The organism is Garicola koreensis (assembly GCF_014195445.1).
GTDB classification, from domain to species: domain Bacteria; phylum Actinomycetota; class Actinomycetes; order Actinomycetales; family Micrococcaceae; genus Nesterenkonia; species Nesterenkonia koreensis.
In genome coordinates this window covers 1-25018 of the sequence record NZ_JACIBT010000014.1, presented here as the reverse complement: position 1 = coordinate 25018, position 25018 = coordinate 1, and the positions used below count along the sequence as shown (strand labels likewise).

At 65.4% G+C, this 25018-nt stretch carries 25 protein-coding genes, 1 tRNA gene and 1 pseudogene; 11 read left to right on the top strand and 16 right to left on the bottom strand.

Annotated features, from left to right (window positions below):
• Positions 1 to 29: 29 nt before the first annotated feature.
• From FHX47_RS09725 to FHX47_RS09705, 5 genes are all read right to left on the bottom strand, one after another.
• Entirely contained in the window at positions 30 to 941 is a 912-nt protein-coding gene (locus FHX47_RS09725; protein WP_343064363.1) for an ABC transporter permease subunit, read from the bottom strand.
• A complete protein-coding gene (locus FHX47_RS09720; RefSeq protein ID WP_183358739.1) occupies positions 938 to 2275 on the bottom strand; it encodes an ABC transporter permease in 1338 nt (445 codons plus the stop codon). Before FHX47_RS09720 ends, FHX47_RS09725 begins: the two co-directional genes overlap by 4 nt.
• Positions 2272 to 3849: an ATP-binding cassette domain-containing protein gene (locus FHX47_RS09715; RefSeq protein WP_183358738.1), complete on the bottom strand. Its 1578-nt coding sequence runs from the start codon at positions 3847 to 3849 to the stop codon at positions 2272 to 2274. The genes FHX47_RS09720 and FHX47_RS09715 overlap by 4 nt, the downstream gene beginning before the upstream one ends.
• 37 nt (positions 3850 to 3886) lie before the next feature.
• Positions 3887 to 4981: a BMP family lipoprotein gene (locus tag FHX47_RS09710; protein WP_183358737.1), complete on the bottom strand. Its 1095-nt coding sequence runs from the start codon at positions 4979 to 4981 to the stop codon at positions 3887 to 3889.
• Between the two features lie 222 nt (positions 4982 to 5203).
• Positions 5204 to 5827 carry a hypothetical protein gene (locus FHX47_RS09705; protein ID WP_183358736.1) on the bottom strand — a complete coding sequence of 208 codons (624 nt, stop codon included), beginning with the start codon at positions 5825 to 5827 and terminating at the stop codon, positions 5204 to 5206.
• A gap of 113 nt (positions 5828 to 5940) precedes the next feature.
• On the opposite strand from FHX47_RS09705, the gene FHX47_RS09700 reads away from it, so the two are divergent.
• Positions 5941 to 6522, top strand: coding sequence for an HhH-GPD-type base excision DNA repair protein (locus FHX47_RS09700; protein WP_246328158.1), 582 nt, complete (start codon positions 5941 to 5943; stop codon positions 6520 to 6522).
• A gap of 98 nt (positions 6523 to 6620) precedes the next feature.
• Positions 6621 to 6693 (top strand) — tRNA-Lys (locus FHX47_RS09695).
• 92 nt (positions 6694 to 6785) lie between these two features.
• On the opposite strand, the gene FHX47_RS09690 is transcribed toward FHX47_RS09695, so the two are convergent.
• From FHX47_RS09690 to FHX47_RS09675, 4 genes are all read right to left on the bottom strand, one after another.
• Positions 6786 to 7349 (bottom strand): hypothetical protein, encoded by a 564-nt coding sequence (locus FHX47_RS09690; RefSeq protein WP_183358735.1) that lies wholly within the window; start codon positions 7347 to 7349, stop codon positions 6786 to 6788.
• 90 nt (positions 7350 to 7439) lie between these two features.
• On the bottom strand, positions 7440 to 8066 hold the full coding sequence (locus FHX47_RS09685; protein ID WP_183358734.1) for a hypothetical protein: 627 nt from the start codon (positions 8064 to 8066) through the stop codon (positions 7440 to 7442).
• 48 nt (positions 8067 to 8114) lie between these two features.
• Positions 8115 to 8786, bottom strand: a complete 672-nt coding sequence (locus tag FHX47_RS09680) for a DUF1801 domain-containing protein (RefSeq protein WP_183358733.1) — start codon at positions 8784 to 8786, stop codon at positions 8115 to 8117.
• A 19-nt stretch (positions 8787 to 8805) separates the two neighbouring features.
• Positions 8806 to 9231 (bottom strand): CoA-binding protein, encoded by a 426-nt coding sequence (locus tag FHX47_RS09675; RefSeq protein WP_183358732.1) that lies wholly within the window; start codon positions 9229 to 9231, stop codon positions 8806 to 8808.
• 55 nt (positions 9232 to 9286) lie between these two features.
• On the opposite strand from FHX47_RS09675, the gene FHX47_RS09670 reads away from it, so the two are divergent.
• A complete protein-coding gene (locus FHX47_RS09670) occupies positions 9287 to 9733 on the top strand; it encodes an SRPBCC family protein (RefSeq protein WP_183358731.1) in 447 nt (148 codons plus the stop codon).
• 28 nt (positions 9734 to 9761) lie between these two features.
• Here the strand turns inward: FHX47_RS09670 and FHX47_RS09665 are convergent, their stop codons facing one another.
• The gene (locus FHX47_RS09665) at positions 9762 to 10448 is read right to left on the bottom strand and encodes a class I SAM-dependent methyltransferase (protein ID WP_183358730.1); all 687 of its coding nucleotides are present in this window, start codon (positions 10446 to 10448) and stop codon (positions 9762 to 9764) included.
• A gap of 189 nt (positions 10449 to 10637) precedes the next feature.
• Here FHX47_RS09665 and cutA point away from each other — a divergent pair, with 189 nt between their 5' ends.
• Positions 10638 to 10961: a divalent-cation tolerance protein CutA gene (gene cutA, locus FHX47_RS09660; protein WP_183358729.1), complete on the top strand. Its 324-nt coding sequence runs from the start codon at positions 10638 to 10640 to the stop codon at positions 10959 to 10961.
• A gap of 126 nt (positions 10962 to 11087) precedes the next feature.
• Here the strand turns inward: cutA and FHX47_RS09655 are convergent, their stop codons facing one another.
• The 5 genes from FHX47_RS09655 to FHX47_RS09635 form a co-directional block, all read right to left on the bottom strand.
• Positions 11088 to 12539, bottom strand: coding sequence for a sodium:solute symporter family transporter (locus tag FHX47_RS09655; protein WP_183358728.1), 1452 nt, complete (start codon positions 12537 to 12539; stop codon positions 11088 to 11090).
• 4 nt (positions 12540 to 12543) lie between these two features.
• Positions 12544 to 12744: a hypothetical protein gene (locus tag FHX47_RS09650; protein ID WP_183358741.1), complete on the bottom strand. Its 201-nt coding sequence runs from the start codon at positions 12742 to 12744 to the stop codon at positions 12544 to 12546.
• Between the two features lie 35 nt (positions 12745 to 12779).
• On the bottom strand, positions 12780 to 13592 hold the full coding sequence (locus FHX47_RS09645) for a fused MFS/spermidine synthase (RefSeq protein WP_183358727.1): 813 nt from the start codon (positions 13590 to 13592) through the stop codon (positions 12780 to 12782).
• A 121-nt stretch (positions 13593 to 13713) separates the two neighbouring features.
• Positions 13714 to 15384: a sodium:solute symporter family protein gene (locus FHX47_RS09640; protein WP_183358726.1), complete on the bottom strand. Its 1671-nt coding sequence runs from the start codon at positions 15382 to 15384 to the stop codon at positions 13714 to 13716.
• Positions 15381 to 15704 (bottom strand): DUF4212 domain-containing protein, encoded by a 324-nt coding sequence (locus FHX47_RS09635; RefSeq protein ID WP_183358725.1) that lies wholly within the window; start codon positions 15702 to 15704, stop codon positions 15381 to 15383. Before FHX47_RS09635 ends, FHX47_RS09640 begins: the two co-directional genes overlap by 4 nt.
• A 289-nt stretch (positions 15705 to 15993) precedes the next feature.
• On the opposite strand from FHX47_RS09635, the gene FHX47_RS09630 reads away from it, so the two are divergent.
• From FHX47_RS09630 to FHX47_RS09610, 5 genes are all read left to right on the top strand, one after another.
• Positions 15994 to 16515: a hypothetical protein gene (locus FHX47_RS09630; RefSeq protein ID WP_183358724.1), complete on the top strand. Its 522-nt coding sequence runs from the start codon at positions 15994 to 15996 to the stop codon at positions 16513 to 16515.
• Positions 16516 to 16524: 9 nt separating this feature from the next.
• On the top strand, positions 16525 to 16893 hold the full coding sequence (locus FHX47_RS09625) for a DUF485 domain-containing protein (protein ID WP_183358723.1): 369 nt from the start codon (positions 16525 to 16527) through the stop codon (positions 16891 to 16893).
• Complete coding sequence (locus tag FHX47_RS09620; protein WP_183358722.1) at positions 16890 to 18563, top strand: sodium/solute symporter; 1674 nt, start codon at positions 16890 to 16892, stop codon at positions 18561 to 18563. The genes FHX47_RS09625 and FHX47_RS09620 overlap by 4 nt, the downstream gene beginning before the upstream one ends.
• On the top strand, positions 18553 to 19890 hold the full coding sequence (locus tag FHX47_RS09615) for a histidine kinase (protein ID WP_183358721.1): 1338 nt from the start codon (positions 18553 to 18555) through the stop codon (positions 19888 to 19890). The genes FHX47_RS09620 and FHX47_RS09615 overlap by 11 nt, the downstream gene beginning before the upstream one ends.
• Before the next feature lie 207 nt (positions 19891 to 20097).
• Positions 20098 to 20892, top strand: a complete 795-nt coding sequence (locus FHX47_RS09610; RefSeq protein ID WP_183358720.1) for a LytR/AlgR family response regulator transcription factor — start codon at positions 20098 to 20100, stop codon at positions 20890 to 20892.
• Between the two features lie 141 nt (positions 20893 to 21033).
• On the opposite strand, the gene FHX47_RS09605 is transcribed toward FHX47_RS09610, so the two are convergent.
• Entirely contained in the window at positions 21034 to 22995 is a 1962-nt protein-coding gene (locus FHX47_RS09605) for a BCCT family transporter (RefSeq protein ID WP_183358719.1), read from the bottom strand.
• Between the two features lie 348 nt (positions 22996 to 23343).
• On the opposite strand from FHX47_RS09605, the gene FHX47_RS09600 reads away from it, so the two are divergent.
• Together FHX47_RS09600 and FHX47_RS09595 are read left to right on the top strand one after the other, a co-directional pair.
• Positions 23344 to 24480 carry an endonuclease/exonuclease/phosphatase family protein gene (locus FHX47_RS09600; RefSeq protein ID WP_183358718.1) on the top strand — a complete coding sequence of 379 codons (1137 nt, stop codon included), beginning with the start codon at positions 23344 to 23346 and terminating at the stop codon, positions 24478 to 24480.
• Positions 24481 to 24497: 17 nt separating this feature from the next.
• Positions 24498 to 25018, top strand: a pseudogene (locus FHX47_RS09595) (hypothetical protein); the annotation flags it as partial.

Genomic DNA, 25018 nt, shown 5'->3' with positions numbered 1-25018 from the left:
TGCCCACCGTGTCGGCAGCCTTGGGGTGCTCACCCACTGAGCGCATGCGCAGCCCCCAGCGGGATTTGAACACGAAGATCTGCAGCAGGATGACGATGGCATACATCAGGTACACCAGGATGGTCTGGTTGAAACATGACCGGGCCGATGATAGGGATCTGGCTGAGGATGGGGATCGGCAGGGCCGGCAGCTGTTGGCGCGCGTTCCAGATCTCCGGGCTCTGGGTGAGCACAGTGGAGTAGAGGAAGCTGGTCAGCCCGATGACCAGCACATTGAGCACGACGCCGACGATGATCTGGTTGACGTGGTACTTCACGGAGAACCACACCAGCAGTGCCCCCACTGCGGCACCGGCGAACGGTGCTGCGATAAGCCCCACATAGGCGGAGGTGAAGAGGGAGGCGGCCACTGCCGCCAGGAAAGCGCCAGCCAGCAGCTGCCCCTCGATCGCGATGTTGATGATCCCGGAGCGTTCACCCACCACGCCGCACATGGCGCCGAAGATCAGCGGCACAGACAGCGCCAGGGCTCCGGTGAGCACTGTGACCAGCGGGATGACGGCACCTCGACCGGCGCCGGCCCACACCAGGAAGGCCAGGACGAACAGCGCGCCGAAGACAATGGGGTGCCATACCCCGAGCCTCCTGCGCTGCACTGCCCGGAGCAGGGCCAACGCAGCAAGAACTGCCAGGGCCAGACCCAGCACCCAGGCAGTCGGTGCTGAGGGAACCGTGATCGCGGGGATGGTGAAGAAGTCCGTCGAGGTGGCCAGGCGGAACTGCGTCTGGGACTCAGCAGGGGCCAGCAGTGCGAAGACTGCCAGCGAGATCAGGGCAAGAATCGCGTAGGTGATCGGGAACTTCCACCGGATCGGTCGCAGCCGCGCCTCGGCCTGCTCCCGCGGAGCTGCCTCGACTGTGGTCTGGGTTTCGGCGCTCATCGGTGGCTCCCTTGCTCCTGGTGATGCTCATCAGGTACCTGGTCTGTGGACTGTCCGCCTGGGTCCGCATCATCGCGGGGCGGATCCGTCTTCGATCTGCGGCGGCGCAGCCGTGCGCGCGGTTCTCCGTCCGGACGGGGGAGGAAGAAGATGGCGCGCACTAGTGGGGGAGCGGCGATGAGCAGCACGATCACCGACTGCAGCACCAGGACAATATCGATGGGGGTGCCCGTCTGGGCCTGCATGAGCACACCCCCGGCGGTGAGGCCGCCGAACAGCAGGCCGGCAAGGAATGTGCCCAAGGGCTTTGACCGGCCCAGCAGGGCCACAGTGATCGCGTCGAACCCGATGGTCCCGGCAATGCCGGGGGTGAGCCGGTGCTCAGTGCCCAGCAGCATCGCTGCACCGCCGAGCCCGCAGAGTGCACCGCCGACGATCAGCACCAGCGCCGTCGCCTTGCCCACTGAGATGCCGGCGGTCCGTGCGGCCTGCGGGTTCTCCCCGATGGCGCGGAACTCAAAGCCCAGCGTGGAGCGCTCCATCAGCCACCACACGAAGACCGTTGCGAGGATGGCCACCAGGAACCCGGCATGGACCCGGAACCCATCGCCGAGCAGTCCGAAGAGACGAGCCGATTCGTCCACCGGCGCCGACTGAGGCTGATTGGACCCGCTTTGGGTAAACCACTGCTGCCGCAGCAGCCAGGCGAGCAGAAAGAGGGCGATGTTGTTGAGCATGATCGTCACGATCACCTCATTGGCCCCGGTGCGAGCCTTGAGCACACCGGCGATACCGCCCCAGATGGCTCCGCCCAGCACCCCGCCGGCCAGGGCCAGCAGCACATGGGCCCCCAGCGGCAGGCCGAACGCGTAGCCGATGAAACCGGCGAAGGAAGCCCCCAGGATGACCTGGCCCTGGCCACCGATGTTCAGCATCCCGGAGCGGAACCCGATGGCGATTCCCAGTCCAGCCAGGATCAGCGGAATCGAGTTGACCATCGTCTCGGTGATCGGTCGGATCGAGCGCTGGGCATTGGGGGCCTGCCAGTCGAAGACGGCGCCGCGGAAGAGCGCGGAGTAGGCGTCACGGATCACCTGGAAGCTGGTGGCGAAGAAGTCGCCGGGTTGAGCGAAGAAGTACCCCAGCGTGGACTGCACCGCCGGATTGGCCGCCAGAATCAGCACCGCACCCACCACCAGGGCAACGACGACGGCGAGCACAGAGATCAGCCATGACGACTGGCCCAGCTGGCGCAGGGCGTAGTGCGCTCGGCCTTCGGCGTCCTTCAGCGCTGCTGCCGGCTGCGTCGACCCCGGGGCCCCCTGAACGCTCACAGCTCCTCCTCCTCGGCGACTTCATCGGCCTCACTGAGAGTGGTCTTGTGGGCTGCTGCCTGGCTCGCAGCCTCTTCCGCGGGCACCCCGGCCATCATCAGCCCCAGCACATCTCGCGGAGTGTCCGCGCCGACGATCCCCACGATCCTGCCGCGGTACATCACCGCGATCCGGTCGGCGAGGTTGGAGACCTCATCCAGCTCCGTGGAGACGATCATGCACGGGGTGCCCTTATCGCGCTCCTCGATGATGGTGCGGTGGACGAACTCAATGGAGCCGACGTCCAGACCACGGGTGGGTTGGCTGGCGACCAGCACCTTCAGGTCCCGGCTCATCTCTCGGGCCAAGACCACCTTCTGCTGGTTTCCGCCGGAGAGTGTGGAGACCGGGTCGTCCACCGTGCCCAGCCGCACATCGAAGCGGTCAGTCTGCTCCACGGCGGCGGCTCGCATCACCGAAGGCTTCATCGCCATCCCGTTCGCGTAGGGAGGCTGGTCATACATGTCCAGCACAAAGTTCTCGGTGATGGAGAAGCCGGCGATCACCCCATCGGTGGATCGGTCCTCCGGCACAAAGCCCAACCCGGAGTTGAGGCGCTCCTTCACGTTCAGCTTGGACCAGTCGCTGCCGTCCAGCGCGATCCGTCCTGAGGCCGCCGCCCGAGTTCCCAGGATCGCTTGAGCCAATTCGGTCTGTCCGTTTCCGTCGACTCCGGCGACGGCCAGAACCTCGCCCCGACGCACAGAGAGGCTGATGTCATCCAGCACCACGTGTCCCGAGGCGTCGATGACGCTGAGGTTCTGCACCTGCAGGGCGTCGTCGCCGGGGGCAGCGTCCTCCTTATCAGTGGTGAGGCTGACCTCCCGGCCCACCATAAGGCTGGCCAGCTCGGTCTCAGTGGATGCGGCGGTCGCCTCCCCGACGACCCTGCCGCGGCGGATCACCGTGATCCGGTCGGCAATCGCGCGGACCTCACGCAGCTTATGGGTGATGAACACGATCGAGGTGCCGGCGGCCTTCAGCTGGCCCATGATGGTGATCAGCTCGTCGGTCTCCTGCGGGGTGAGCACCGCTGTGGGCTCATCAAGGATCAGGATCTTGGCGTCGCGCGAGAGTGCTTTGATGATCTCCACCCGCTGTTGGGCACCCACCGGCAGGTGCTCAATGTAGGCGTCGGGGTCCACGTCGAACCCGAAGCGGGCGGAGATATCGGTGACGCGCTTGCCAGCGGTGGCAAAGTCGATCAGCCCCGCCCCCTTGGTGGGTTCGTAGCCCAGCATCACTGACTCGGTGACGGTGAAGACCGGCACCAGCATGAAGTGCTGATGCACCATGCCGATGCCGGCTTCCACAGCGTCACCGGGACCGTCGAAACTGACCTCGCGGCCGTCGAGCAGGATCTGACCCTCATTGGGGTGGTAGAGCCCGTAGATGATGTTCATCAGCGTGGACTTGCCAGCCCCGTTCTCGCCCAGCAGCGCGTGGATCTCGCCGGGTTCGACGCTCAGGTCGATCTGATCGTTGGCGGTGAAGGTGCCGAACCGTTTGGTGACACCTTTGAGCTCTAACTTCACTACAACGGGCCTTAGTTCCTCAGTCGGTCAGCGGGGGTCAGGCTTCTGGGGCGTTATCGGTCTCGACGACCGTTTCACCGCTGATGATCTCCTCGCGCAGCTGCTCGACCTTATCCTTGACCTCGTCCGGGACCTCGCTGTCGTAGTCGTGGAAGGGTGCCAGGCCGACTCCCTCGTTCTCCAGGTCACCGATGTAGGGCTCGGAGCTGAACTCGCCGTTGAGGCCCTCCTCGATGGTGTCGAAGGTCGCCTGGGGAATCTGCTTCAGCACCGAGGTCAGCACAATGTCGCCGTAGTCGGTGGACTCGTAGCCGTCGGAGTCGACCCAGATCAGCAGGCCGTCAGACTCTTCAAGTGCGGGGCCTGCACCCAGTCCGGCGCCGCCGGCCACCGGCATGATGATGTCAGCATCCTGGGCGATCAGCTGCTCGGTCAGGGTGGCTCCGGCCGACTGGTCGGAGAAGTCGCCGGAGAAGGAGCCGTTCTGCTCCTCCTTGTCCCAGCCCACCAGGGAGACGTCGTCGTCGTTGTCCTCGTTGTAGCGCTCCACACCATCGGCAAAGCCGTCCATGAAGACGGTGACCGAGGGGATCTGCATGCCGCCCCAAGTTCCCACGGTGCCGGTCTCGCTCATCGCAGCGGCCACGTAGCCGGCCAGGTAGGAACCCTCGGAGGTGTTGAAGACCACCGACTTGGCATTGTCGTTGGACTCATCGGTGTACTCATCGATGAGCGCGAAGTTCATATCCTCATTGGCGGAGGCAGCCTCGTCGATCGCGTCCTTGAGCAGGAAGCCGACGCCGAAGGTGAGGTCGCAGCCCTGCTGCACCATGGAGTCCACATTGGGGCCGAACTCGGATTCGGAGCTCGACTCGGCGTCGGCATGGTCGATGTCGAGCTCATCGACCGCGTCCATCAGCCCAGCGTAGGCGGACTGGTTGAAGGACTGGTCGTTCCAGCCGCCATCATCAGAGACGATGCAGGCGGTGTAGTCGACGTCCTCCTGGGCAGCTGCGTCATTGCCGTTGTCATTGGACTCTTCCTCATCAGGTGCCTCGCCGCAGGCGGTCAGTGCCAGTGCGGCTGCGCCGAGCAGGGCAAAGCCAGCGCGCGAGGGGGTGCTCCTCATCATGGTGATTCTCCTGGTGTTCAAGTGAATTGGTGTTCAAGTGAATGATGCTGTGCGCTCCCAGGGACGAGTGCGAGCACGTCCGGGAACAGTGGACTATATCCTACGCCCTGATGCGCTGCGGGTGATGCATCTCACCGGTACTGGGCCTCGGCTGTGACCATACAGGTGAGGCGGCCGCTGATGCGATGCCGCCCATGGGCGTGGCGGAGGGTCGGTGTCCTGTCAGTCCAGCGTGCCGGCGCGGTGCGCCCGGGCGCAGGACTCCAGCTCTTCGGCGGTCCTGATCAGCTGATCGGCCTTGGACGTGAGGCGTTTGGCGTCGTCGTCGGAGTAGCCGGCGCCGGTGTCGACCCAGAGGGCCTGTCCACGGGCGATGACCCGGCAGAAGGCCCCGGCGCGGTCAAAGGCGACGTCGATCTCTCCGGAGTACATGCCGGCGAGGATCATGTCTGCCAGCCGGGTCATCTCATCGGCGGTCGGCGGTTCGGGCACGCCTGCAATGGCCGCCGGTGCCGAATGCGACCGGCCCAGGCGGTAGTACTCGCTCATCCGTTCCGGTGACTTCTGCACGGCCTCACGCAGCGCATAGATTCGCCACAGGCCGCCGGCCAAGGAATGCGGTGGGGAGTGGGACCAGAGTTCGGCGATGGCTTGGATCCCCTCGGTCTCGGCCAGGCGGACGAATCGCTGGGTCGTTTCCGGGTCTGCGGAGCTGCGTCCCTGCCCGACGACGGCGTGGGCGGTGTCGTGGGCGGCCTGGGAGATATCGGCCGGGTCGGCCCCGCCCTCACGCCGGTCGAAGGTGGCAGGATCCTGGTAGGCCGGGCGGCGGAATTGCTGGCTCATGGTGTGACAGCTCCTTTCGCAGTCCCCATTATGCCTGTGCCCCCGTACTGACGTCACCTGCGTGACCTGGGGCCATGCGCCCTGCTCAGTACCAGTGCCGCAGGAGTGACACAATGGGAGCAATGATCGACTATGACCTGCAGCTGACCGGAAACCCGGACGCTGACCGGCTGCTCAGCACCAACCCGCTGGCCCTGGTCATGGGATCGCTGTTGGACCAGCAGGTTCCCATGGAATCGGCCTTCGCCGGACCGCAGAAGCTCTATGAGCGCATCGGCAGCCTTGAGGCTGAAACCATCGCCGCCTATGACCCCGACGAATTCTTGGCTGTATTCCGGCAGAGCCCGGCGGTGCACCGGTTCCCCGGCTCGATGGCCCAGCGGGTGCAGAACCTGGCCAGCGTGATCGTTGACGAGTGGGCGGGTAAGGCCGAACGGCTCTGGACCGAGGACGACCCCACCGGCGCGGAGGTGCTCAAACGGCTGAAGAAGCTTCCCGGTTTCGGCGAGCAGAAGGCCAAAGTGTTCCTGGCGCTGCTGGGTAAGCAGTGCGGGTTCACCGGCGAGGGCTGGCAGGACGCCGCGGAGCCCTATGGGGATGAGGCTGTGATGCTCAGCATCGCCGATGTCACCTCCCCCGAGACTCTGCAGCAGGTTCGCGACAATAAGAAGGCGGCCAAGGCGAAGCAGAAGTAGGCCCCGCGGGGCCGCAGGACGAGGAATGCGGTCCACTGGCGCTGTGCGATATGCTGACGGGTGCTCTCGGTGCAGGACAGTAGGAAGAGCAGCATTTGGGGCCTTTAGCTCAGTTGGTAGAGCACTGGACTTTTAATCCATTGGTCGCGGGTTCGAGTCCCGCAGGGCCCACCCATTCGTCCCTGCTATGACGCGAACAACGCCCCCTCTCGACTCTTGGCGAGAGAGGGCGTTCTGCGGTTCTGGCGGCCTGTCTTGCCGTTTCAACTGCCGTAGTTTTCAGCCGCAGCAGCCTCACACTCCGCTGATAGACCGCCGAAGGCATTGTCCACCCGCTGCTCCCATGCCTCCACGTCGGGCCATTCCCACTCGGCCCGGAGGGAGGACTGATGCCAGAGGTATTCATGGACGTCTTCGTCGGTCATCCCGGGAGACATTATGAGGGTGCTGGTTTCTTCTCCCTCCCAGCAAGCACGGAACTCATCGAGCCGGTCCCATTCCCGCACCTCAATAAAGTCCGGGTGGCACTCCGGGTCTGGAAGCGGAGTGCCCTCCTCCCATTCGTGTGGCAAGCCCGCGGGCTCGCGATCTTCATGGGAAGCCAAGGCGTCAAGATCATCGCAGGTAACGGTGATCTCTTCACCCTGCTCCCAGGAAGCCGTTTCTGCAGCATCTTCCGCCTCAGCCGAGAGTGACTCGGTCGACGATGCGTCGTTCACCTCGCGGGGCTCGTCCGTGCCGGCGCCCTCGCCGCACCCGGAGGCCAGCATTCCGACAACGGCGAGCGCAGCGACGCCGAGTGTGCTGCGGTGGTACCAGGTTCTCATCCTTTAGCGGCTCCCCCTGTTCAGTTGTGCACCTCGGAGCGTCCAGGTTGTCATAAGGTACGGATCCGGGTCGAGACCCTCAACGGTTACTTAGGAAAAGTGGGGCGGCTCTTCGTTGGGGGCCATAGCAACGATATCCAGGCGTGGCTCCGTCAGCAGTGCGTCGATCGCGGCAGGGTCGGCGCCGATGACGGCCCAGTGCGGGTCGACGTCGTGGGTGATGCACCAGGCACGATCTGCGGGCCAGATGAACGCCGGGGGAGGCATAGCGACCTGCGCTTCAGTCCGCCAGGCTTCCTCTGCGGCGCCGGAAACGAAGTCCAGCAGCGAGACGCGGCACAACCAATAGTTCCGCTCCGGGATCTTCGCGCCCGACCCGATCGGCACCTGCGCGCCGCCCCGGAGGCGCTGGGGAAACTGGCTGTCGTCCCAGCCGTCCCACAGCAGCAGATAGCCGTCTTCCGGCGCAGAGGTGCGCGGCAGCAGGGTATCGACAGCGACACGCAGCTGCTCGACGTCATCGAGAACCCCCGGTGGACGCCCCATGTCATTCTCAGACTGCCCCGGGTAGGCCGGGTCGGGGATGAACCGCAGGCGCGCATAGGCCGAGAATGTCTGCGGGCCTACGGTGACCAGGTGCCACCACCATTGGCGGCTGGTGGTGATCCAGTCTGCCGCCGTGGAGTCCCTGCACGGAGCCAAGGTCATACGAATCATCGTCGCACACTGCTCTGCTGAGGCAGAGCGGCGCCTGGCGGAGGGTCTCTAACAGTGACTCGACGGCTCGCTGTCCCACGCACGGCGGACCATCTCTTCGAGCACGGCGAGGTCGACGTCGTCGGGCTTGTTGATGTAGAGGCAGGAGGCGCCGACAGTGTGCTTGCCCAGACGAGTCAGCAGCTGCTGCGCGCCTGCGTCGTCGGTGAGCCCGTACAGCGAGATCTTCGCCCTGCGGGGAGAGAAGCCCACGCGAAAAGTTTCGCCCTCCCGACCAGTGGCATACCGGTAGTGGACCTCTCCGTAACCGATCATCGAGGGGCCCCACATCACAGGCTGCGCCCCGGTGGCGCGTCCGAAGATCTCCAGCAGCAGGCGCCCGTGCTCCACGCGGCGCGGGGGCTCGAGCTCCTCAACGAACTCGGCCGGCGTCCGGCTCGTCGGCTTGGTTTTGATGTCGGCGGCATAGGTGCCGGTGTGTCCATCGGTGAACGTCGCCTGCCGAGCATGCGGCTCGGGCACGTGACCGCCCAGGCTGAGTCCGCGCTCCACCAGGGCGGCCTGCAGCCGTTCCAACCCCCGCCTCCCCACACCGTGCAGTGCGTCCAGCTGGGCGTAGTCAACCCCGTCAAGTGACTCCACGTGGGGGTAGCCGGCCAGGCGCAGCGCATCCCGGGCGGGGCGCCCGACGCCGGCAACGGACTCATAGGGGGTGCTCATGAGTGGATTCTACCGGCGTTCACAGGCCCAACTTGGGAGCTTCAATGGCGGGACAAGTATCCATCACGACGTCGAGCCCGGCGTCGCGGGCACGAGCAGCAGCCTCATGATCAATGACCCCCACCTGCAGCCACACAGCTTTGGCGCCGATCTCGATCGCCTGGTCCACCACGGCCCCGACCCGTTGGGAATTGACGAAGCAGTCGACGACGTCAACCTGGCCTTCAATGTCGGCAAGCCGGCGGTACCCGGTCTCCCCATGGACGTCTTCTCCGGCCAGATTCACCGGCACAATATCCATGCCCAGTTGGTCGCGAATCATTCGCGAGACCCCGTGCGCAGGCCGTCGGGTATTGGTGCTCAGCCCCACAATCGCCCAGCGGGCTGGGGTGGTGAGCAGCCGGCGGATAGTTTCTGGATCCTGAGTATCAGTGGTGGAAGCCATTCCCCCACGATAGTTGAGTGGGGCTTGCACCGTCGGGGCGCAGTACGCTGAATGCATGGACGAACAGCGGATCATCAGTGCCTCGGCCACAGTCGACGCCCCGGCAGAGACCATCTTTGAGCTCATTGCTGACCCAGCTCGGCAACCCGAGTGGGACGGCAATAACAACCTCAGCACCGCCGACTCCAGCCCCCGCGTCACCGCAGCGGGGGATGTCTTCAACATGGTGCTCACCAACGGAAAAGTGCGCCACAACCACGTGGTGGAGTTCGCACAGAACGAGGTCATCGCATGGAAGCCCGCCGACGTGGACCAGCCCCCGGCCGGACACCTCTGGCGCTGGGAGCTGGAGAGGCTGGACGAGGCCCGCACGACGGTGACCCACACCTATGACTGGACACAGTTGGAGGATGAGCAGCGGCTTCAGCGTGCCCGTAGAACGACGCCTCAAATGCTCGCAGCCTCAGTTGAGCGGCTCCGGCAGCTGGCCGAGGACGCCTGAGCCGACCCCTCGGATAGCTATGCCCTGATCAGCTCAAGCGTCTAACAATCACTACCGCATCGTGCAGCGTGGTCGAATCGCGCGGCGTGGTGGAATCGTGCGGCGTGGTGGACCGGCCGCCCGGCACGGTGACCTCGCGGGTGTGCTCCTGGGCGGAGTCGATGCGCCACTGGTGCGGATCAAAGCCGGAGGCGATCGCCTCCACGGTGACGGTCGCCTCCTCCGGGTGCGGCTCCGCGTCTGCGGAACCGTGGTGCTGATGGTGGTGGGCGCCCGAGCGGTGCAGATGCCCCACAATGATCAGCACCCCGCCGGGGGCGACCCACTGAGCCAACCGCTGGTACAGCTCCAGCTGAGGGATCGAGGCGTGGGCGTAGTTGGTGGACACCAACTCGTACTGCTGATCGGGCTCCCACGTGGTCAGATCGGCCTGCACCCAGTCCACCCGATCAGCCACCCCGGCGTCCTGGACCCGCCCCTGGGCCGAGGTCAGTGCAGTGGCAGAAATGTCGACGCCGGTGACCTGCCACCCCTGGGCAGCCAGCCACACGGCTTCCACCCCGGTGCCGCACCCGGCATCCAAGGCACGGGCCGGCGTCATACTCTGAGCCTGTTTCATCAGGTAGGGGTTCACCGGCAGCGAGCGCTCATCGGCGCCGGCCGGGGCGCCCTCACCCCATTGGCGTTCCCAATAGTCCTGGTCGAAATCGTGCATTGGCTGGTCCTTCCCGCCGGTTTCAGAGCCGTCCGCGCGCCCTCTCAGAGGTCCACTGTGTCAGAGGTCCATGGTGCCAGAACTCCACTGTGCTGAGCGGCCGCTGACCGCGCGACGCCCACATCGGCACGCAGTACGGCACCCGGAACTGCACCCAGAACCCGGACGACGTCGGGCACACTGGAGGGTATGGACACCGCCGACTTTGTGACCGTGCAGACCACCACCGACTCCTCTGACGAGGCCGAACAGTTGGCAGCGCTGGCGGTGGAGCGTCGGCTGGCCGCCTGCGTGCAGGTCTCCGAAGTCCGCAGCTACTACTGGTGGCAGGGTGAGACGCACAGCGATCCGGAGTTCCTGCTGATTCTGAAGACGACGTCGGGCTCGGTGCCGGGCATCAAGGAGCTGCTGGTCAGTCAGCACTCCTACGACGAGCCGGAGCTGATCGTGACGCCGATCATCGCAGGAAGCGAGACCTATCTGCAGTGGATCGCTGAGAGCACCGGCTCCTGAGCGGTACTGGGGTACTGAGCGGCACTGCGCCCGCCAGGCGCCGGCGGATCGCTCACAGCCGAGAATCCCCGCTGATGTTGCATCAGCTGCGGTGAAAATGGCTGCGGTGCAACATGGCCGGGGACTTCAGCCGCTGCGGGAGGCGTCGATGAAGTCGGCAGCGCGCCGGTTCGGGGCCGAGGTGGCCAGGCTGACGCCGACGAAGATCGTCACCGCCACCAGCAGCCCCCAGATTCCGCTGCCCTGGCCCAGCCAGACCGTGGAAGTGGCCTCCAGCCAGAGCACCAGGGACCCGGCGATCACTACGGAGCTGATCACCCCCGCGGCGGTGCCGCGCCGCCAGAAGAACGCCCCGATGATCGGCGGCACCATCACCAGCAGCCCCGCTGAGGCCGACACGGAGAGCACGGCGATCAGGTCCAGCTCCAGGTGGGCGAACCAATACGCCAGTACTGCGATCACCGGCAGCACCAGCTTGCCCACCAGCAGCTGGCCGCGCTCGCCGGCGCCGGTGCGCGCGGCCGTGTAGACGTCGCGGGTCACCATCGAAGAGAGCGTCAGCATGATCGAATCGATGGTGGAGACACAGGCCGCCAGCACACCGACCATCACGATGATCGCCAGGGGAGTGGGCACCAGGTCCGAGCCCAGCAGCGTGGGGGTGGCCATATCGCTGCTGGCAAGGTCGGGGAACTCCAGCCGGGCGGTGAACCCCCAGAAGACCGAGACCAGTGTGTAGATGAATCCGATCACCAGGAACCCCAGCAGCATCTTGCGCATCTCCCGCATGGAGCCGGGCGTGAACAGGCGCTGACTGACCTGCGGGTTGGAGATGGAGAAGAAGATCCACGGCAGGGTCAGCCCCAGGAACGTGCTGAAGGTGAAGTATCCCTCGCCCGGCACCGTCAGGGCGCCGGGGTCCTCGGCCAGCCGGTCGAAGAACATGTCCAGCCCGCCCAGCTGCCAGATGACGACCACCACCACCAGCGAGGCGCCGAGGATCATCACCACCGCCTGCAGCGAATCCGTCCACGCCACCGAGCGCAGCCCGGCCACCAGGGCGAACACCAGCGCCAGCACCACTGCCAGCACAGTGCCGGCGGTGAAGCTGATCGCCCCGTTGGTCATACCTGAGAGCAGATAGCCCACGCCTGCCAGCTGCACTGCGGCGTAGGGGATCAGGAAGATGCAGCTGGCCAGAGCGATGACGGCCCCGGCCGACTTGCTGGCGTAGCGGTGCCCGAGCATCTCGGATGGGGTGACGAACCCGTACTTCTTCCCGACTCGCCAGAAGCGCGGTCCGAAGATCAGCACCAGGGTGACCCCGCACAGGTAGAGCAGCTCGAAGCCCAGTGCCCCGACCCCGCCGGCATAGGTCAGTCCGGCCAGGCCGATCATCATGAACGCACTGTAGGTGGTGGCGCTGTAGCTCATCGCCGAGACGAAGCCACCCATCTTCCGGCTGCCCAGAAAGTAGCCGGACATCGACTGCGAGGCGCCGGCGCGTGAGAGCACAGCCATCACCAGTGCGAGCACCACGTAGATGGCCACACCGGTCCAGACCCATTCGCTGGTCACCGGCTCAGTCCTTCCACTCGCGGGTCAGGACCACGTTGATGCCGATCACCACAACGGTGCCCACGCTCCAAAAGAGGAAGCTGCCGTACCAGGCGTTGACCTCACGCAGCAGGGTGTAGGGCACAGCGAACATCAGAATCATGACCACGGGGATGGAGCTCAGCAACCACGGGGTCAAGCGGTCACGGGTGGGTTTTTCAGGCACCGCACAAGGATACGACAGTGCGGCCCATCACACATTCATCCGGCCCAGGATGTTAACGCCGCACCGCTGAGCACCTCGCCCGGGTGCGGGCCGGCCGCCCAGATCTGCTGCAGCTGCTCCTGGGAGAAGCTGCTGCCGACCACGGCCGCGAACACCAGGTTTCCCTCCTGCCGGCCGGTCAGCACAGGGTCGGGGGCGGTCAGCAGGGCAGCGTCGGCGTCGTCGTCGGCTGCCGAGAGCAGGGTGGAGACCAGCCTGCGGGCGAAGATCATGTCTGCGTCGTCGCCGAAGTTCATCAGCATCAGCCCGCCGGGCCGTATCCGCTGCAGCACCTGGCGGAAAAACGGGGCCGAGGTCAGCTGAGCCGGCGCCTGCTCACTGTTGTAGAGATCAACGACGACGACGTCGAACCTCCGGTCTGCCAGCCGGTCTTTGAGGGCCTCGGCGGCATCGGCCACGACGGACTCGGGAACGCTGCGCATGGGCAGGTGCTTCAGGACGAACTCCACCAACTCGGGCTCATGATCGACCACCGTCTGGCTGATGTCAGGGAAGCGCTGCTCCATCCAGCGCGGCAGAGTCAGGGCTCCGGCCCCCAGATGCAGAGCGGCTGCCGGCTCTGCCTGGTCGAAGAGGTCCGGCGCCGTCGTCGTCATCACTGAGCGCATGCGCCGCACGTAGTCGTGCAGCAGAAAACTGGGGTCGGCGACCTCTACGTGCGACTGTTCGGCCATGCCGATCTGCGGCTCCCCGATGCTCAGCACCACACCGGAGTCGGTGAGATCGTCGCGGGACAGCTCCGCGAGCATGCCGGAGCGGGAGAGTTTCTGGGTCTGGGGGAGGTCCACGGCACTCAGGCTACCGGTTGGCCGCTGACCAATTGGGGGCGGCCCAGTTGGGGCGACGCACACGAGGAGGGCCCGCCCCGGAGAACATCCGGGACGGGCCTCAACTCGTGCGGGGAGAGGGCTACTGGCTGCTGGGTATGCGAGCCTGCGGGTAGCGAATCTCCTCGACCATCTCCTGCACATGGTCGCTCGGTGGGCGGGTGAAGTTGGAGACCACAATGGTCACCACGAAGTTCACCAGAGCGCCGATGGCACCCACACCCTCCGGCGAGATGCCGAAGATATGGTCGTTGGCCTGCAGGCCGAACAGCTCCAGGGTGTAGATCATGTACCCGCCGGAGACCAGCAGACCGGTCAGCATGCCCGCAGCGGCGCCGGTGGCATTGGCCTTCTTCCAGAAGATTCCCAGAATCAGGATCGGGAAGAAGGTCGAGGCGCCCAGCCCGAAGGCGAAGGCCACCACTTGGGCGACGAAGGCCGGTGGATTCAGGCCGGCGAAGATCGCGACGATCACCGCAGCGGCCATGGCCAGGCGGCCCACCCGCATCTGGGTCTTCTCCGAAGCCTGCTCCTTGGCGATCATTCGGAAGTAGATGTCGTGGCTGACTGCCGAGGAGATGACCAGCATCAGCCCGGCCGCCGTCGACAGTGCTGCGGCCATACCGCCGGCAGCCATCAGACCGATGATCGGAGCCGGCAGGCCACTGATCTCCGGGGAAGCCAGCACCAGAATGTCGTTGGAGACGATCAGGTCGGCACCGGAGCCCACCTCGTTGGAGACGGTTTCGATGACGCCTTCGGAGTTGAGCGTCACATAGCCGGCTTCCTCCCACGGGCCGATCCAGTCCGGCAGATCATTGGCCGTGGACCCATCGGCGCTGCGCAGCAGGTTCAGCTTGGTGAACGCGCCCACCGCTGGGGCTGTCAGGTACAGCAGCGAGATGAACAGCAGCGCCCAGAAGGCGGAGTACCGTGCGCCGCGCACCGTCTTGGTGGTGTAGAACCGGATGATCACGTGCGGCAACCCGGCAGTGCCCAGCATCAGCGACAGAGTCACCAAGAACACGTCCAGCTGACCGCCGTCGCGCCCGACGAAGGCTTCGGTGAACTCATCGAGGCCGAACTGCACACGCAGCGCATCCAGCTCGGAAAGGATCGTGCCGTAGGTGACCTGCGGCAGCGGGAAGCCGCCGATCTGCTGGGATACGGCCACTGCGGGGATCAGGTAGGCAATGATCATGACCACGTACTGGGCCACCTGGGTGTAGGTGATGCCCTTCATGCCGCCCAGCACGGCGTAGAAGAAGATCACCACAGCTGCCACGAGCACTGCCCACTCCGCCGACAGGCCGAGGAAGCGTGCGAAGACGACGCCGCCGCCGGTCATCTGCCCCACCACGTAGGTGAAGGAGATGATGATGGCACAGATGGCCGCGACGACGCGGACTTTGTCGTCGTAGCGGTCACCGACGAACTCGGGCACGGTGAACTTGCCCCATTTGCGCAGGTAGGGGGCCAGCAGCATCGCCAGCAGCACGTAGCCGCCGGTCCAGCCCATGAGGTAGACCGAGCCGTCCGAGCCCAGGAAGGCGATCATGCCAGCCATACCGATGAACGACGCCGCGCTCATCCAGTCGGCGGCGATGGCCGCGCCGTTGGCGATGGTCGGTACGCCCTGGGAGGCGACGTAGAACTCCTTGGTCTCCTTCACCCGGGAGCGCCACGCAATGGTGATGTAGATCCCGAACGTCAGGATCAGGAACAGGAAGGTCCAAAACTGCATCTCGCTCATGACCGCTCACCATTTCCCTTGCGCTCGGAGACGCCGAACGAGTCGTCGATGCGGTCCATCCACAATGCGTAGACCAGAATCAGAATCACGAACGTGTAGATCGCACCCTGTTGGGCGAACCACAGGCCCAGCGGGAAGCCCAGGATTTCGATGTTGTTCAGCTGCTCAATGAAGAGCACCCCGGCCCCCAGTGAGACGGAGGCCCAGACGGCCAGCAGGACCACCAGGACTCTCACGTTCTTCTTCCAATATTCTCTGCGCCAGCTGAGGTCCTCTCCTGGCGGATCTTGGGAAGCGCTGTCGTGTGCCACCTCGGACATACCGGCTCCTTCACTCTCTCGTAGGTCTTGCGAGCGGCATTCGCGCCTGATGCGTGCGAATACTTCCCATCACCCAACCTGTGAGCAGGCTCACATGACAAGCGTTCGACGCCAGGTGGCGCGTCTGTGTTCACCGGCGGCCGGTTACGGTCCCTGAGCGGGCCCCGGGACGTCGACGTGCCGCTGGGCATCCCCAACCGTCCGTTCGTGGAGCCCCATACCACCGCTCGCAGAGTCGCGGCGGTGCCAGCCGTGATCGTGATCCCAGTCACGCGTAGGATGCAGGACTATGAGTACCACCACGGCGAAGAGCGCCTCCTCAGCACAGGTGAGCGACCGGGGTCTGGCCGGCATATACGCCCGGCTCCGCGACGGGCGCAAGACCGGCTACGGGGTCTTCCACCCCGGAAGCTGGCCCATGCTCATCGGCGGAATGATGATGATCTTCTCGGCCTTTCTGCCCTGGGTCTACGTGACGCTCACCCAAGAGATCATCGGTGAGTCCTTCGTCCTGCGCGGCACCGACGGGCCAGGGATCGTCACCCTCTCAGTGGGCTTCCTAGCTTTTGCCGGGGCCTTCCTCCCCAAGCGACGGTTGGCCATTGCCCACGCAGCGATCCCCGGCGTCATTGTCGCCGGCATCACCGCACTTCAGTGTTGGAACATCATTGCGGCCTCGATGCAGACCCAGTGGGGGTCCTTCCTGCCGGGTATGGGCCTGGTGCTCGCCGCCGGCGGTGCGGTGTTCCTGCTGCGCTCTGCGTGGAAGATGTACAAGGAATGGCCCGCCGCCAAGCCCGCCAGTGCGTAAACTCAGGGCATGCAGTCTGAGGCTGATCCCCACTTCAACGAGGTCCAAGACACCCCCGCTGAGGTAGACGCCACCTTCCGGACCCTGCGCCGGATCGCGATCACCTATTTCGTGGTCTTCCTTGTCGTGCTGGCAGCCTTCCCGGTGCTGACCATCACACTGGACTGGTGGACGGAGTCCCGGCTGATCGGCAACCTGAGCCCGGCATTCCTCTTCGCAGGGGTGGGGCTCTACGTCGTCTTCGCCGTCATGGGGATCGCTGCGGCCACACTGAGCTCGTCTGTGGAGTCGCGGATGCTGGGGCACCAGCGGCAGGGCGAGGCAACCGCCTCAGAGTCCTGGGCTGACACGTCGCAGCAGAAGCCGGACGGTTCATGACCACCACAGCCATCGTCACATTAGCGGCTGTGCTGCTGATCGTGCTGGGGGTCAGCGTCATCACCCGGCCGCGCAACACCTCCACTGTGGACTTCTATCTGGCCGGCCAACGGGTCGGTATCGTCACCAATTCCTGGGCCATCTGTGGGGACTATCTCTCTGCAGCCTCATTCCTGGGGGTGGCAGCCGCCGTCTACGTCTCCGGGCTCGACGGCGCCTGGTACGCCGTGGGGTTCGCCGCCGGGTTCCTGCCGGTGCTGCTGCTGGTCGCCGCCCCGCTGCGCCGATTCGGCGAGTTCTCCCTGGCCGACTTCCTGGGGCGTCGGCTGAACTCCGACCGCGTGCGGATCTCCTCGGTGGCGATGGTGCAGCTGGTCATCCTCTGCTATCTGGTGCCCCAGTCGGTGGGCGGGGGCATCACCTGGGACCTGCTGGTCGGTCATGGTGTCTTCGGCCTGAGCCCCTACACCACCGGCGTGCTGCTCTCGACTGCGGTGATCGCTGTGATCGTGGCCTTCGGCGGAATGCGCGGCACCACATGGAATCAGGCGGTGCAGTTCCTGCTGCTGTTCTTGGCCCTGGTGTGGCTGGCCATCGTGGTCACCTCAGAGGGGTTCCGCTACGGCGATGCCGTCGAGGCGCTGAGCCAGGGACCGTTGGCCAACCCGGAGGGATCAGCGCTGGTCCAGGAGACCAACTACATTCAGCCTGAGCAGACGGCGGTCTTCGGCGAACCCGGCGCACGCTACGGCCGGCTGGGTCAGATTGCGCTGGTGGTCACCCTGGGCTTGGGCACTGCCGGGCTGCCGCACGTGATGAACCGCTACTTCACCTCCCCGACCGGTCGTGCCGCCCGCACCACGACCGTCTGGGTGCTGGTGCTGGTCGGCATGTTCTACGCCCTGGCGGTCATGTTGGGCACCGCCGCCCGCGACATCATCCCCGGTGCGGTGGCCGACCACCCGTGGCTTGAGGAGCTCACCGTCAACGGCATCCTGCGGGTCCCCGAGCACGCGCTTCCCGTGCTGGGCCGGATCTACGGCGATGAAGCGGGGCTGGGGCTGGTGGCGGCAGCTGCCCTGATCGCGGCGATGTCAACGGTGGCCGGGCTGCTGCTGGCTTCGGCGGCCACCTGGGGCCACGACGTCTATGAGCGACACATCAACCCCCGCGCCACCCAGCGGCAGGCGGTATGGGCCGGACGCCTGACCACACTGATCGCCGCCGCAGCAGCGGCAGCACTTGCCATTGCGCTGAGCCCTGAGGCGTTCACCCCGGCTATGCCTTCGTTGGTGGCCACTATGGTCACCTGGGCCTTCGCCGTGGCCGGTTCGGCCCTGACACCGGTGGTGGTGCTGGCGATCTGGTGGCGCCGGACCACCGCCGCCGGCGGAATCGCAGGCATGCTGACCGGCGGGGCCCTGGCGGTGGCGATGTTCTTAGGGGCCAGCTTCATGGAACCCTCCGCGCTGCGTGAATTGTTCGCCGCCCCCACGCTGCTGGCCGCCCCGGTGGCGTTTGTGGTCATCATCGTGGTCTCGTTGAAGACGCAGGCGCCGGACAGTGCTGATGCTTCCTGGGTGCTGATGCACGGCACCGCAGCCGACCGGCAGGCCGAACGCCTCGCCGCCCTGACCGTCAAAGATCGAAGGAGAAGACGTGCGCGGTAGCGCGATCCTCGCCACAGCGGTGCTGATCATTTGGGCGTTGGTCTACAGCATTACTCAGCTGTTGGTCACCCCGGCGCTGCCGATGCTCCCCACTGTGGGCATTGGTGTGCTCCTCTCAGTGGGTGTGGTGCTGGGCTACCCGTCCGCAATGCGTGGTCCCCGCGGTGCGATGCGCATCGGTGGGCGTCCACGTCGCAGCGGCATACCCGGTGCGCTGCCGGGGGACCAGTCCAGCATCCGGGACCTGGCCGGCCGCTCGGTGCCGCTGCGCAAAGGCCTGACCCCCGACGCCGCTCGCCGCACCTGCGAACTGCTGCGCCCCATGATCACCGGGGACGCGATCAGCATCACCGACACGGAGAACATCCTGGCCTATGTGGGCCCCGGTTCCGACCACCACCGCGATGGCGAGCCGATGTACACCTCAGCCGCTCCGCGGGCCATCAGCCGCGGTAAGACCCAAGTGGTGAGCGACGCCGCCGGGCTCAGCTGCCGTGAGCCGAACTGTGAACTGACCGGAGCGGTGATCGCGCCGCTGCGCATCGGCACGCGCATCGTCGGGTCTCTGGGCGTCTATCAGACACAGGCGCAGATGCCTCCCAAGCAGCTGGTGGAGGACATGGCCAGCATGCTCTCAATGCATTTGGAGATGGCCGACCTGGACCGGGAGAAGCAGCTGGCCACCCACGCCAGGCTGGATGCGCTGCGAGCCCAGATCAACCCCCACTTTCTGTTCAACATCCTCAACACCATCGCCTCCAAGGCTCGCACCAGGCCCGAGGAGGCCCGTGAGCTGCTGCTGCGGCTCTCCGAGTTCTTCCGCTACGCGGTGCGGCAGGAGGGGCACTTCGCAGAGTTCGCCCAGGAGTACTTCTTTGTCCGCACCTACATCTCGCTGGAACAGGCACGCTTCGATGACCGACTGCAGGTGCGCTACGATATCGATCCCCAGGTGCTGACCTCCCGGGTGCCGGTGCTGACTATCCAGCCGCTGGTGGAGAATGCGGTCAAACATGGGATTGCGGCCAAGCCCGACGGCGGCACCGTGCGGCTGAAGGCTCGGGTAGACCCCCTGACCCGCACCACCACCATCCGAGTCTCCGACGACGGGGTGGGCATCGACCCGCAGGTCCTCTCCCAGCTCTTCAGCAGCAACGGCGGCACCGGCGGGGAGGGCCCAGTCGGCGCCGGGGTGGAACATGCCGGGGTCGGTCTGCGGAACATCTCCGAGCGCCTCGATTCGCTCTTCGGCGACCGCTATGACCTCTCCATCTCCACCCCGAAGTCCGGCGGCACCGTGGTGGAACTCACCGTTCCCCTCCGGTAGACGCCTGCTCCCTGCAGCCGCCGTCAGCAGCCCGGCCCGCCGCCAACACCCGCCTCCCCACCGGCTGGTGGGCGTTAAGCGCCGGAATAACCACCGCGTGTGCGCTCAGAGCGTCCTTAACGCCCACCAGAGCCGTGGGAGCTGCCCCATAGCCTGCGGCAACTGGTGTGGGACCGCCTTTCATAGCCTGGGTCATATACTGGCAGAATGCCTCCCCGTGCCCTGATCGTTGACGATGAAGCCCCCGCCAGAGAGGAGCTTCGGTTCCTGCTGGAGGAGGCCTCCCGCGGTGACGAAGCCGCAGACAGCGTCCAAGTGGTCGGCGAGGCCACCAACGGGGAAGAGGCGCTGCTGCTGCTGGACTCCTTGGACTACGACTTGGTCTTCCTGGACATCCGCATGCCGGGTCTCTCCGGCCTTCAGGTGGCGCAGCGGCTGCGGGATAAGCAGAACCCGCCCAGCATCATCTTCACCACTGCCTACCCGGACCATGCGGTCGAAGCCTTTGACCTGGCGGCCAGCGACTATCTGGTCAAACCCTTCGATGCTGACCGGCTCAGGCGGGCGGTGGAGCGGGCCTTGGCCGGTGGGCAGGTCAAAGACGACGGCGACGACGCCGCAGAGGACGACAGCCCGCATCAGGGCACTGAGTCCGGCTCAATTCCGCGCCCGTTGGTGCGCATCCCAGTGCAGAAGGACGGCAGAACTGTGCTGGTTGAAGGCGATGCCATCGTCTACGCTGCAGCGGCCCGCGGCTACTCCTCGCTGAAGCTGGTCGAGGAGAAGGTGCTGGTCTCCTTTTCACTCAACGAGTTGGAGCGTCGTCTGCACGGCCACTTCTACCGGGTGCACCGCTCCTACCTGGTGAATCTGCGCTACGTGCGGGAACTGGTCCCCGATTTCCGGGGCACACTGGTGCTGGTGATGAACGATCGCCAACGCTCCCGGGTGGAGGTGTCGCGCCGGCAGGCCAGAGAGCTGCGCAAGCGCCTGGGGATATAGGTGGGGGCATAGGTTGGCCCCGCTCGAAACCGAGCGGGGCAAACCTCCGGGCGATCCGTCGGCGAAGGTTTCTGTTCCTCCCTCTCAGGGGACTCAGAGTTTGCCGACGGGGCGCGGCTGCGCGGTCAGTCATCTGATCGATCAGCCATCGTCTTTGCCCTTGCTCTTACCTCTTCGTCTGCGGCTCCGCGAGCCCTCCTCAGGCTGTGTGGCCGTGGCGGTGCCGCTGGACTGATCCCTGCCGCGGTTGAAAATACCACGAGTGGCCTCGAGCCGGTAGTCGATCCGGTGGTCGACCTGCTCGCCGAACGCGTCGTCGAAGTCCTGGGCCAACCGGTCGCTGAGCTGATAGTACTCCTCGGCGGACTTCTGCTGGCTCAGCTGCAGGTGATCCACCCGGAAAGCCCGTACGATCGCCACGCACATGATCGCCAGCAGGACGCTGAACGGCAGGGCCGTGATCAGCGAGCCGGCCTGCAGTGCGGTCAGACCGCCGGCTACCAGCAGTGCGGCTGCCAAAACACCTTCGAGCACTGCGAAGAGCACACGGGACCAGATCGGTGGGTTCGGGTGACCGCCGGAGGCAAGCATGTCCACCACCAGCGAGCCGGAGTCGGATGAGGTGATGAAGAAGATCGCAATCACGATGATCGCAATCACCGACAGTATCGAGCCCAGGGGCAGGTCGCCGAGAATGTCGAAGAGCGTCTCTTCAGCCAGCAGGCTTCCTTCCTCCCCGAGCAGGTGGCTCATATCAGTGTCGTTCAAGACGTACTTGAACAGGCTGGAGCCGCCCATGATGGAGAACCACACGATGCCCACGGTGAAGGGCACCAGCATGACCGCTGTGATGAACTCACGGACTGTGCGGCCGCGTGAGATGCGGGCGATGAAGACGCCGACGAAGGGCGCCCAGGCGATCCACCAGCCCCAGTAGAACAGGGTCCAGGCTGAAGACCAGTCTTGGCCCTCCTGACCGGTGAACGCCTGTACGTCGAAGCTCATGGACGCCACATTGGACAGGTAGGCGCCCATGGATTCCACCAGGTTCTGGATCAGGAAGAGGGTCGGCCCCAGCAGCAGAACGGCGATCAGCAGCACACCGGCGAGCGAAATGTTGAAGTTGGAGAGCCACTTAATGCCGCGCCCCAAGCCCGAGACCACCGACACCAGCGCCAGGAGGGTGATGACCGTGATAATGATGATCAGCATGGTGGTGTTGCCGCTGTCCTCAACGACGCCGATCGCTGACAGGCCGGCAGCGATCTGCTGCGCGCCGAGGCCGAGCGAGGTGGCAATGCCGAAGAGTGTGCCGAAGATCGCCAGGATGTCGATCACATCACCGATCCAGCCCTTGACGCGGTCACCCAAGAGGGGTTCGAAGGCCCACCGAATGGAGACCGGCCGGCCGCGACGGTGGACGGCATAGGCGATGGCCAAACCGATGACGGCGTAGACGGCCCAGGGGTGCAGGCCCCAGTGGACGAACGTTTGTGCCATAGCCATGTGGCTCATCTCAGCGACATCACCGTCTCCCCAACCCGGGTTGGGGTTAACTTCTGCGAAGATGAGCGGCTCGCCGGTGCCGTAGAAGATGAGGCCGACGCCCATGCCCGCACTGAACAGCATGGTGAACCATGACATGGTGCTGAACTCGGGTTTGTCATTGGGGCCGCCGAGCTTGATCTTGCCGTACTTGGAGAAGCTGATCACCAGCACAAACACGATGAATGCGGCGATCACCAGCATGTACCACCAGCCGAAGGTGGCTACGATCCAGCCCTGGGCGGATAACAGCGCGGTGTCGGCGGCCTCCGGAAAGAAGATCCCGAAGATGGCGAAGGCCCCCACAATGATCAGGGAGGGCCAGAACACTGAGGGGGTGATCATGCCACGCCCGAGACGCACACCCTGGGCCTTCAGCTTATCGGTGATCCGTTCGTCTGAGTCTTGGTCGTGGAGACGCTGCTCGTCGGGCAGATCCGCCATCCGGGCATGGGTGCGGTCGTCGACGGCGTTCGGCCTCTCGCCTGCGAGGTTCGCGGGATCCGGCGGCGCGCCCGGGCCCCCTTCAGTCGAGGGATCCGGCTGTGAGGAACTCATGATGCACATACCCCTTCCATGTGTGGCTGTTTTCTCCCATAATTCGTTCTGGGGAGGGTCAGGTTCAAATCCACTGTACTGCCCTCTGCATTATTACGCCTTGGTAACATTTCTCAGCTCTCAGCCGTCAGGGCTTGGCGAGGGCTTGATCGGGCGTTTACCGTGGAGACCATGCCACTAGGCTTAACTGTGTCCGCGCGCCCAATGAGGCGAGCGGGGCAAACTGCAATTGCCGGCGTCGTTGGCGCCGGAATGATCCTCGGGGCGGTCGCACCCAGCACGGCTGCGACCGCATACGAGCCTCCCCGGTCTGGGCCTTCGGCGTTCTACCCTGCCCCCGGTCAGCCGATGGCCGCTCCGGCTCCCAACGCTGATGAGGCCGCCAGTGTGGTCGAAAAGTCCGAGCAGGATCTTCGTGTCGCCACGCTGCACGCTGACCTGGTCGCAGAGGACAGTTCCCCCAATGCGGCCCAGGGGCTGGTTTCAGCACTGCAGACCGGAAATCACGTCAGGGCGCGCATGATTGCTCGCACAGTGCAGATGAACAACCCCGACGTCCTGGTTCTCACCGGAGTCACCTATGACGACGCGGGACAGATCGCCGAACAGCTGCGCAGCCTCTACTTTGCCGCCGGCCAGGACGGCCTGGAGGGACTGAACTATCCGCACATGTTCACAGCCCCCACCAACTCCGGCCAACAGTCCGGGGCGGACCTCGACGGCGACGGAATGATCGGCGGCCCGGGAGACGCCATCGGCTACGGAGACTATCCGGGGCAGTACGGCATGATCGTCTTCTCCAAGCACCCGATCGACGAAGAGAATGTCCGCACTTTCCAAGACTTCCTCTGGCGCGACCTTCCGGGCGCGTCCATCCCGCAGGGATACGCGCCGCTGGAACAGTCCATCCTCCGGCTTCAGGAGTCGAGTCTCTGGGATGTGCCCATCGAGGTGCCCGGTGAGTCGGACCATGTGCACGTGGTCGCCACCGCACTGGCCGCTGAAGAGCCCACGCAGACGCAGGCCGCTCGCGCCGAAGACATCCGCAGGGTGATTGCCGACTACGTGGACGGTTCCTCCTGGTACCTCTCCGACGACGACGGGCAGGCCGGGGGGCTGCGGGCCGGTGACCGCGCCGTCGTCGCCGGTGCCCCGACCCTGTCGGCCGGCGAGGACTCAGACGAGCCCCGGTCGCTGTTGGACTCACCCCGACTGCAGGACCCGCAGCCGGGACCGGTCACCGAGGAGCCGATCACCGATCGGCCCGGAGACCCCGAGCAGACCCACGAGACTGCCACCCGCTTCATGCCCGGGGAACGCGACCGCCGATCATCCTTGGTGCTGCCCGGCACAGGCTTCAGCGTCAGCGGCTCCGGAGTCTTCTGGCCAGGTGAGGACGAATACGGTCACGCCGTAGTGGACCCCGAATCCACCTTCTCCCTGGATGACCGCCTGGTCTGGGCCGATCTGACCATTGAGCCCTGATTCCGTAGACTCAGCCCATGGCCGCTAAGCATATGGTCCCCCTCACCGGAGACGACGAACAGTCCCCCGACGGCGCACAAACGGTGCCGAGGCAAACGCAGGGAGTGAAGAGACGGCGCAGACGGGCCGCGAAGAAGCCCACCAAGCCACTCATACGGTCAGCGGCCACCGGGTATGTGGCCGCCCAGTCAGTCTCCCTGGTGTCCAAACAGGCGTTCCACGACGACGGCACCCTCACCCCTGCTGCGGAGACCTGGCTGACCCGCGCGGTCACTGTGCAGCGTCCTGTGGTGTTGGCGAACCTGCGTCGGATGCGCAAGGCCCATCCCACGCTGACCAACCGGCAGCTGGCGATGCAGCTGGACAAGGAGTTCAAACGTTCCATGACCGGCGGTGGGGCACTGATCGGGGCCACCGCCGCCGTGCCGGGGGTGGGCACGGCCACCTCATTGGGAATCTCCACACTGGCTACCGGCAGTTTTCTGGAGATCTGTGCGCTCTACGCCCAGTCGATGGCTGAACTTTCTGGAATCTCCAC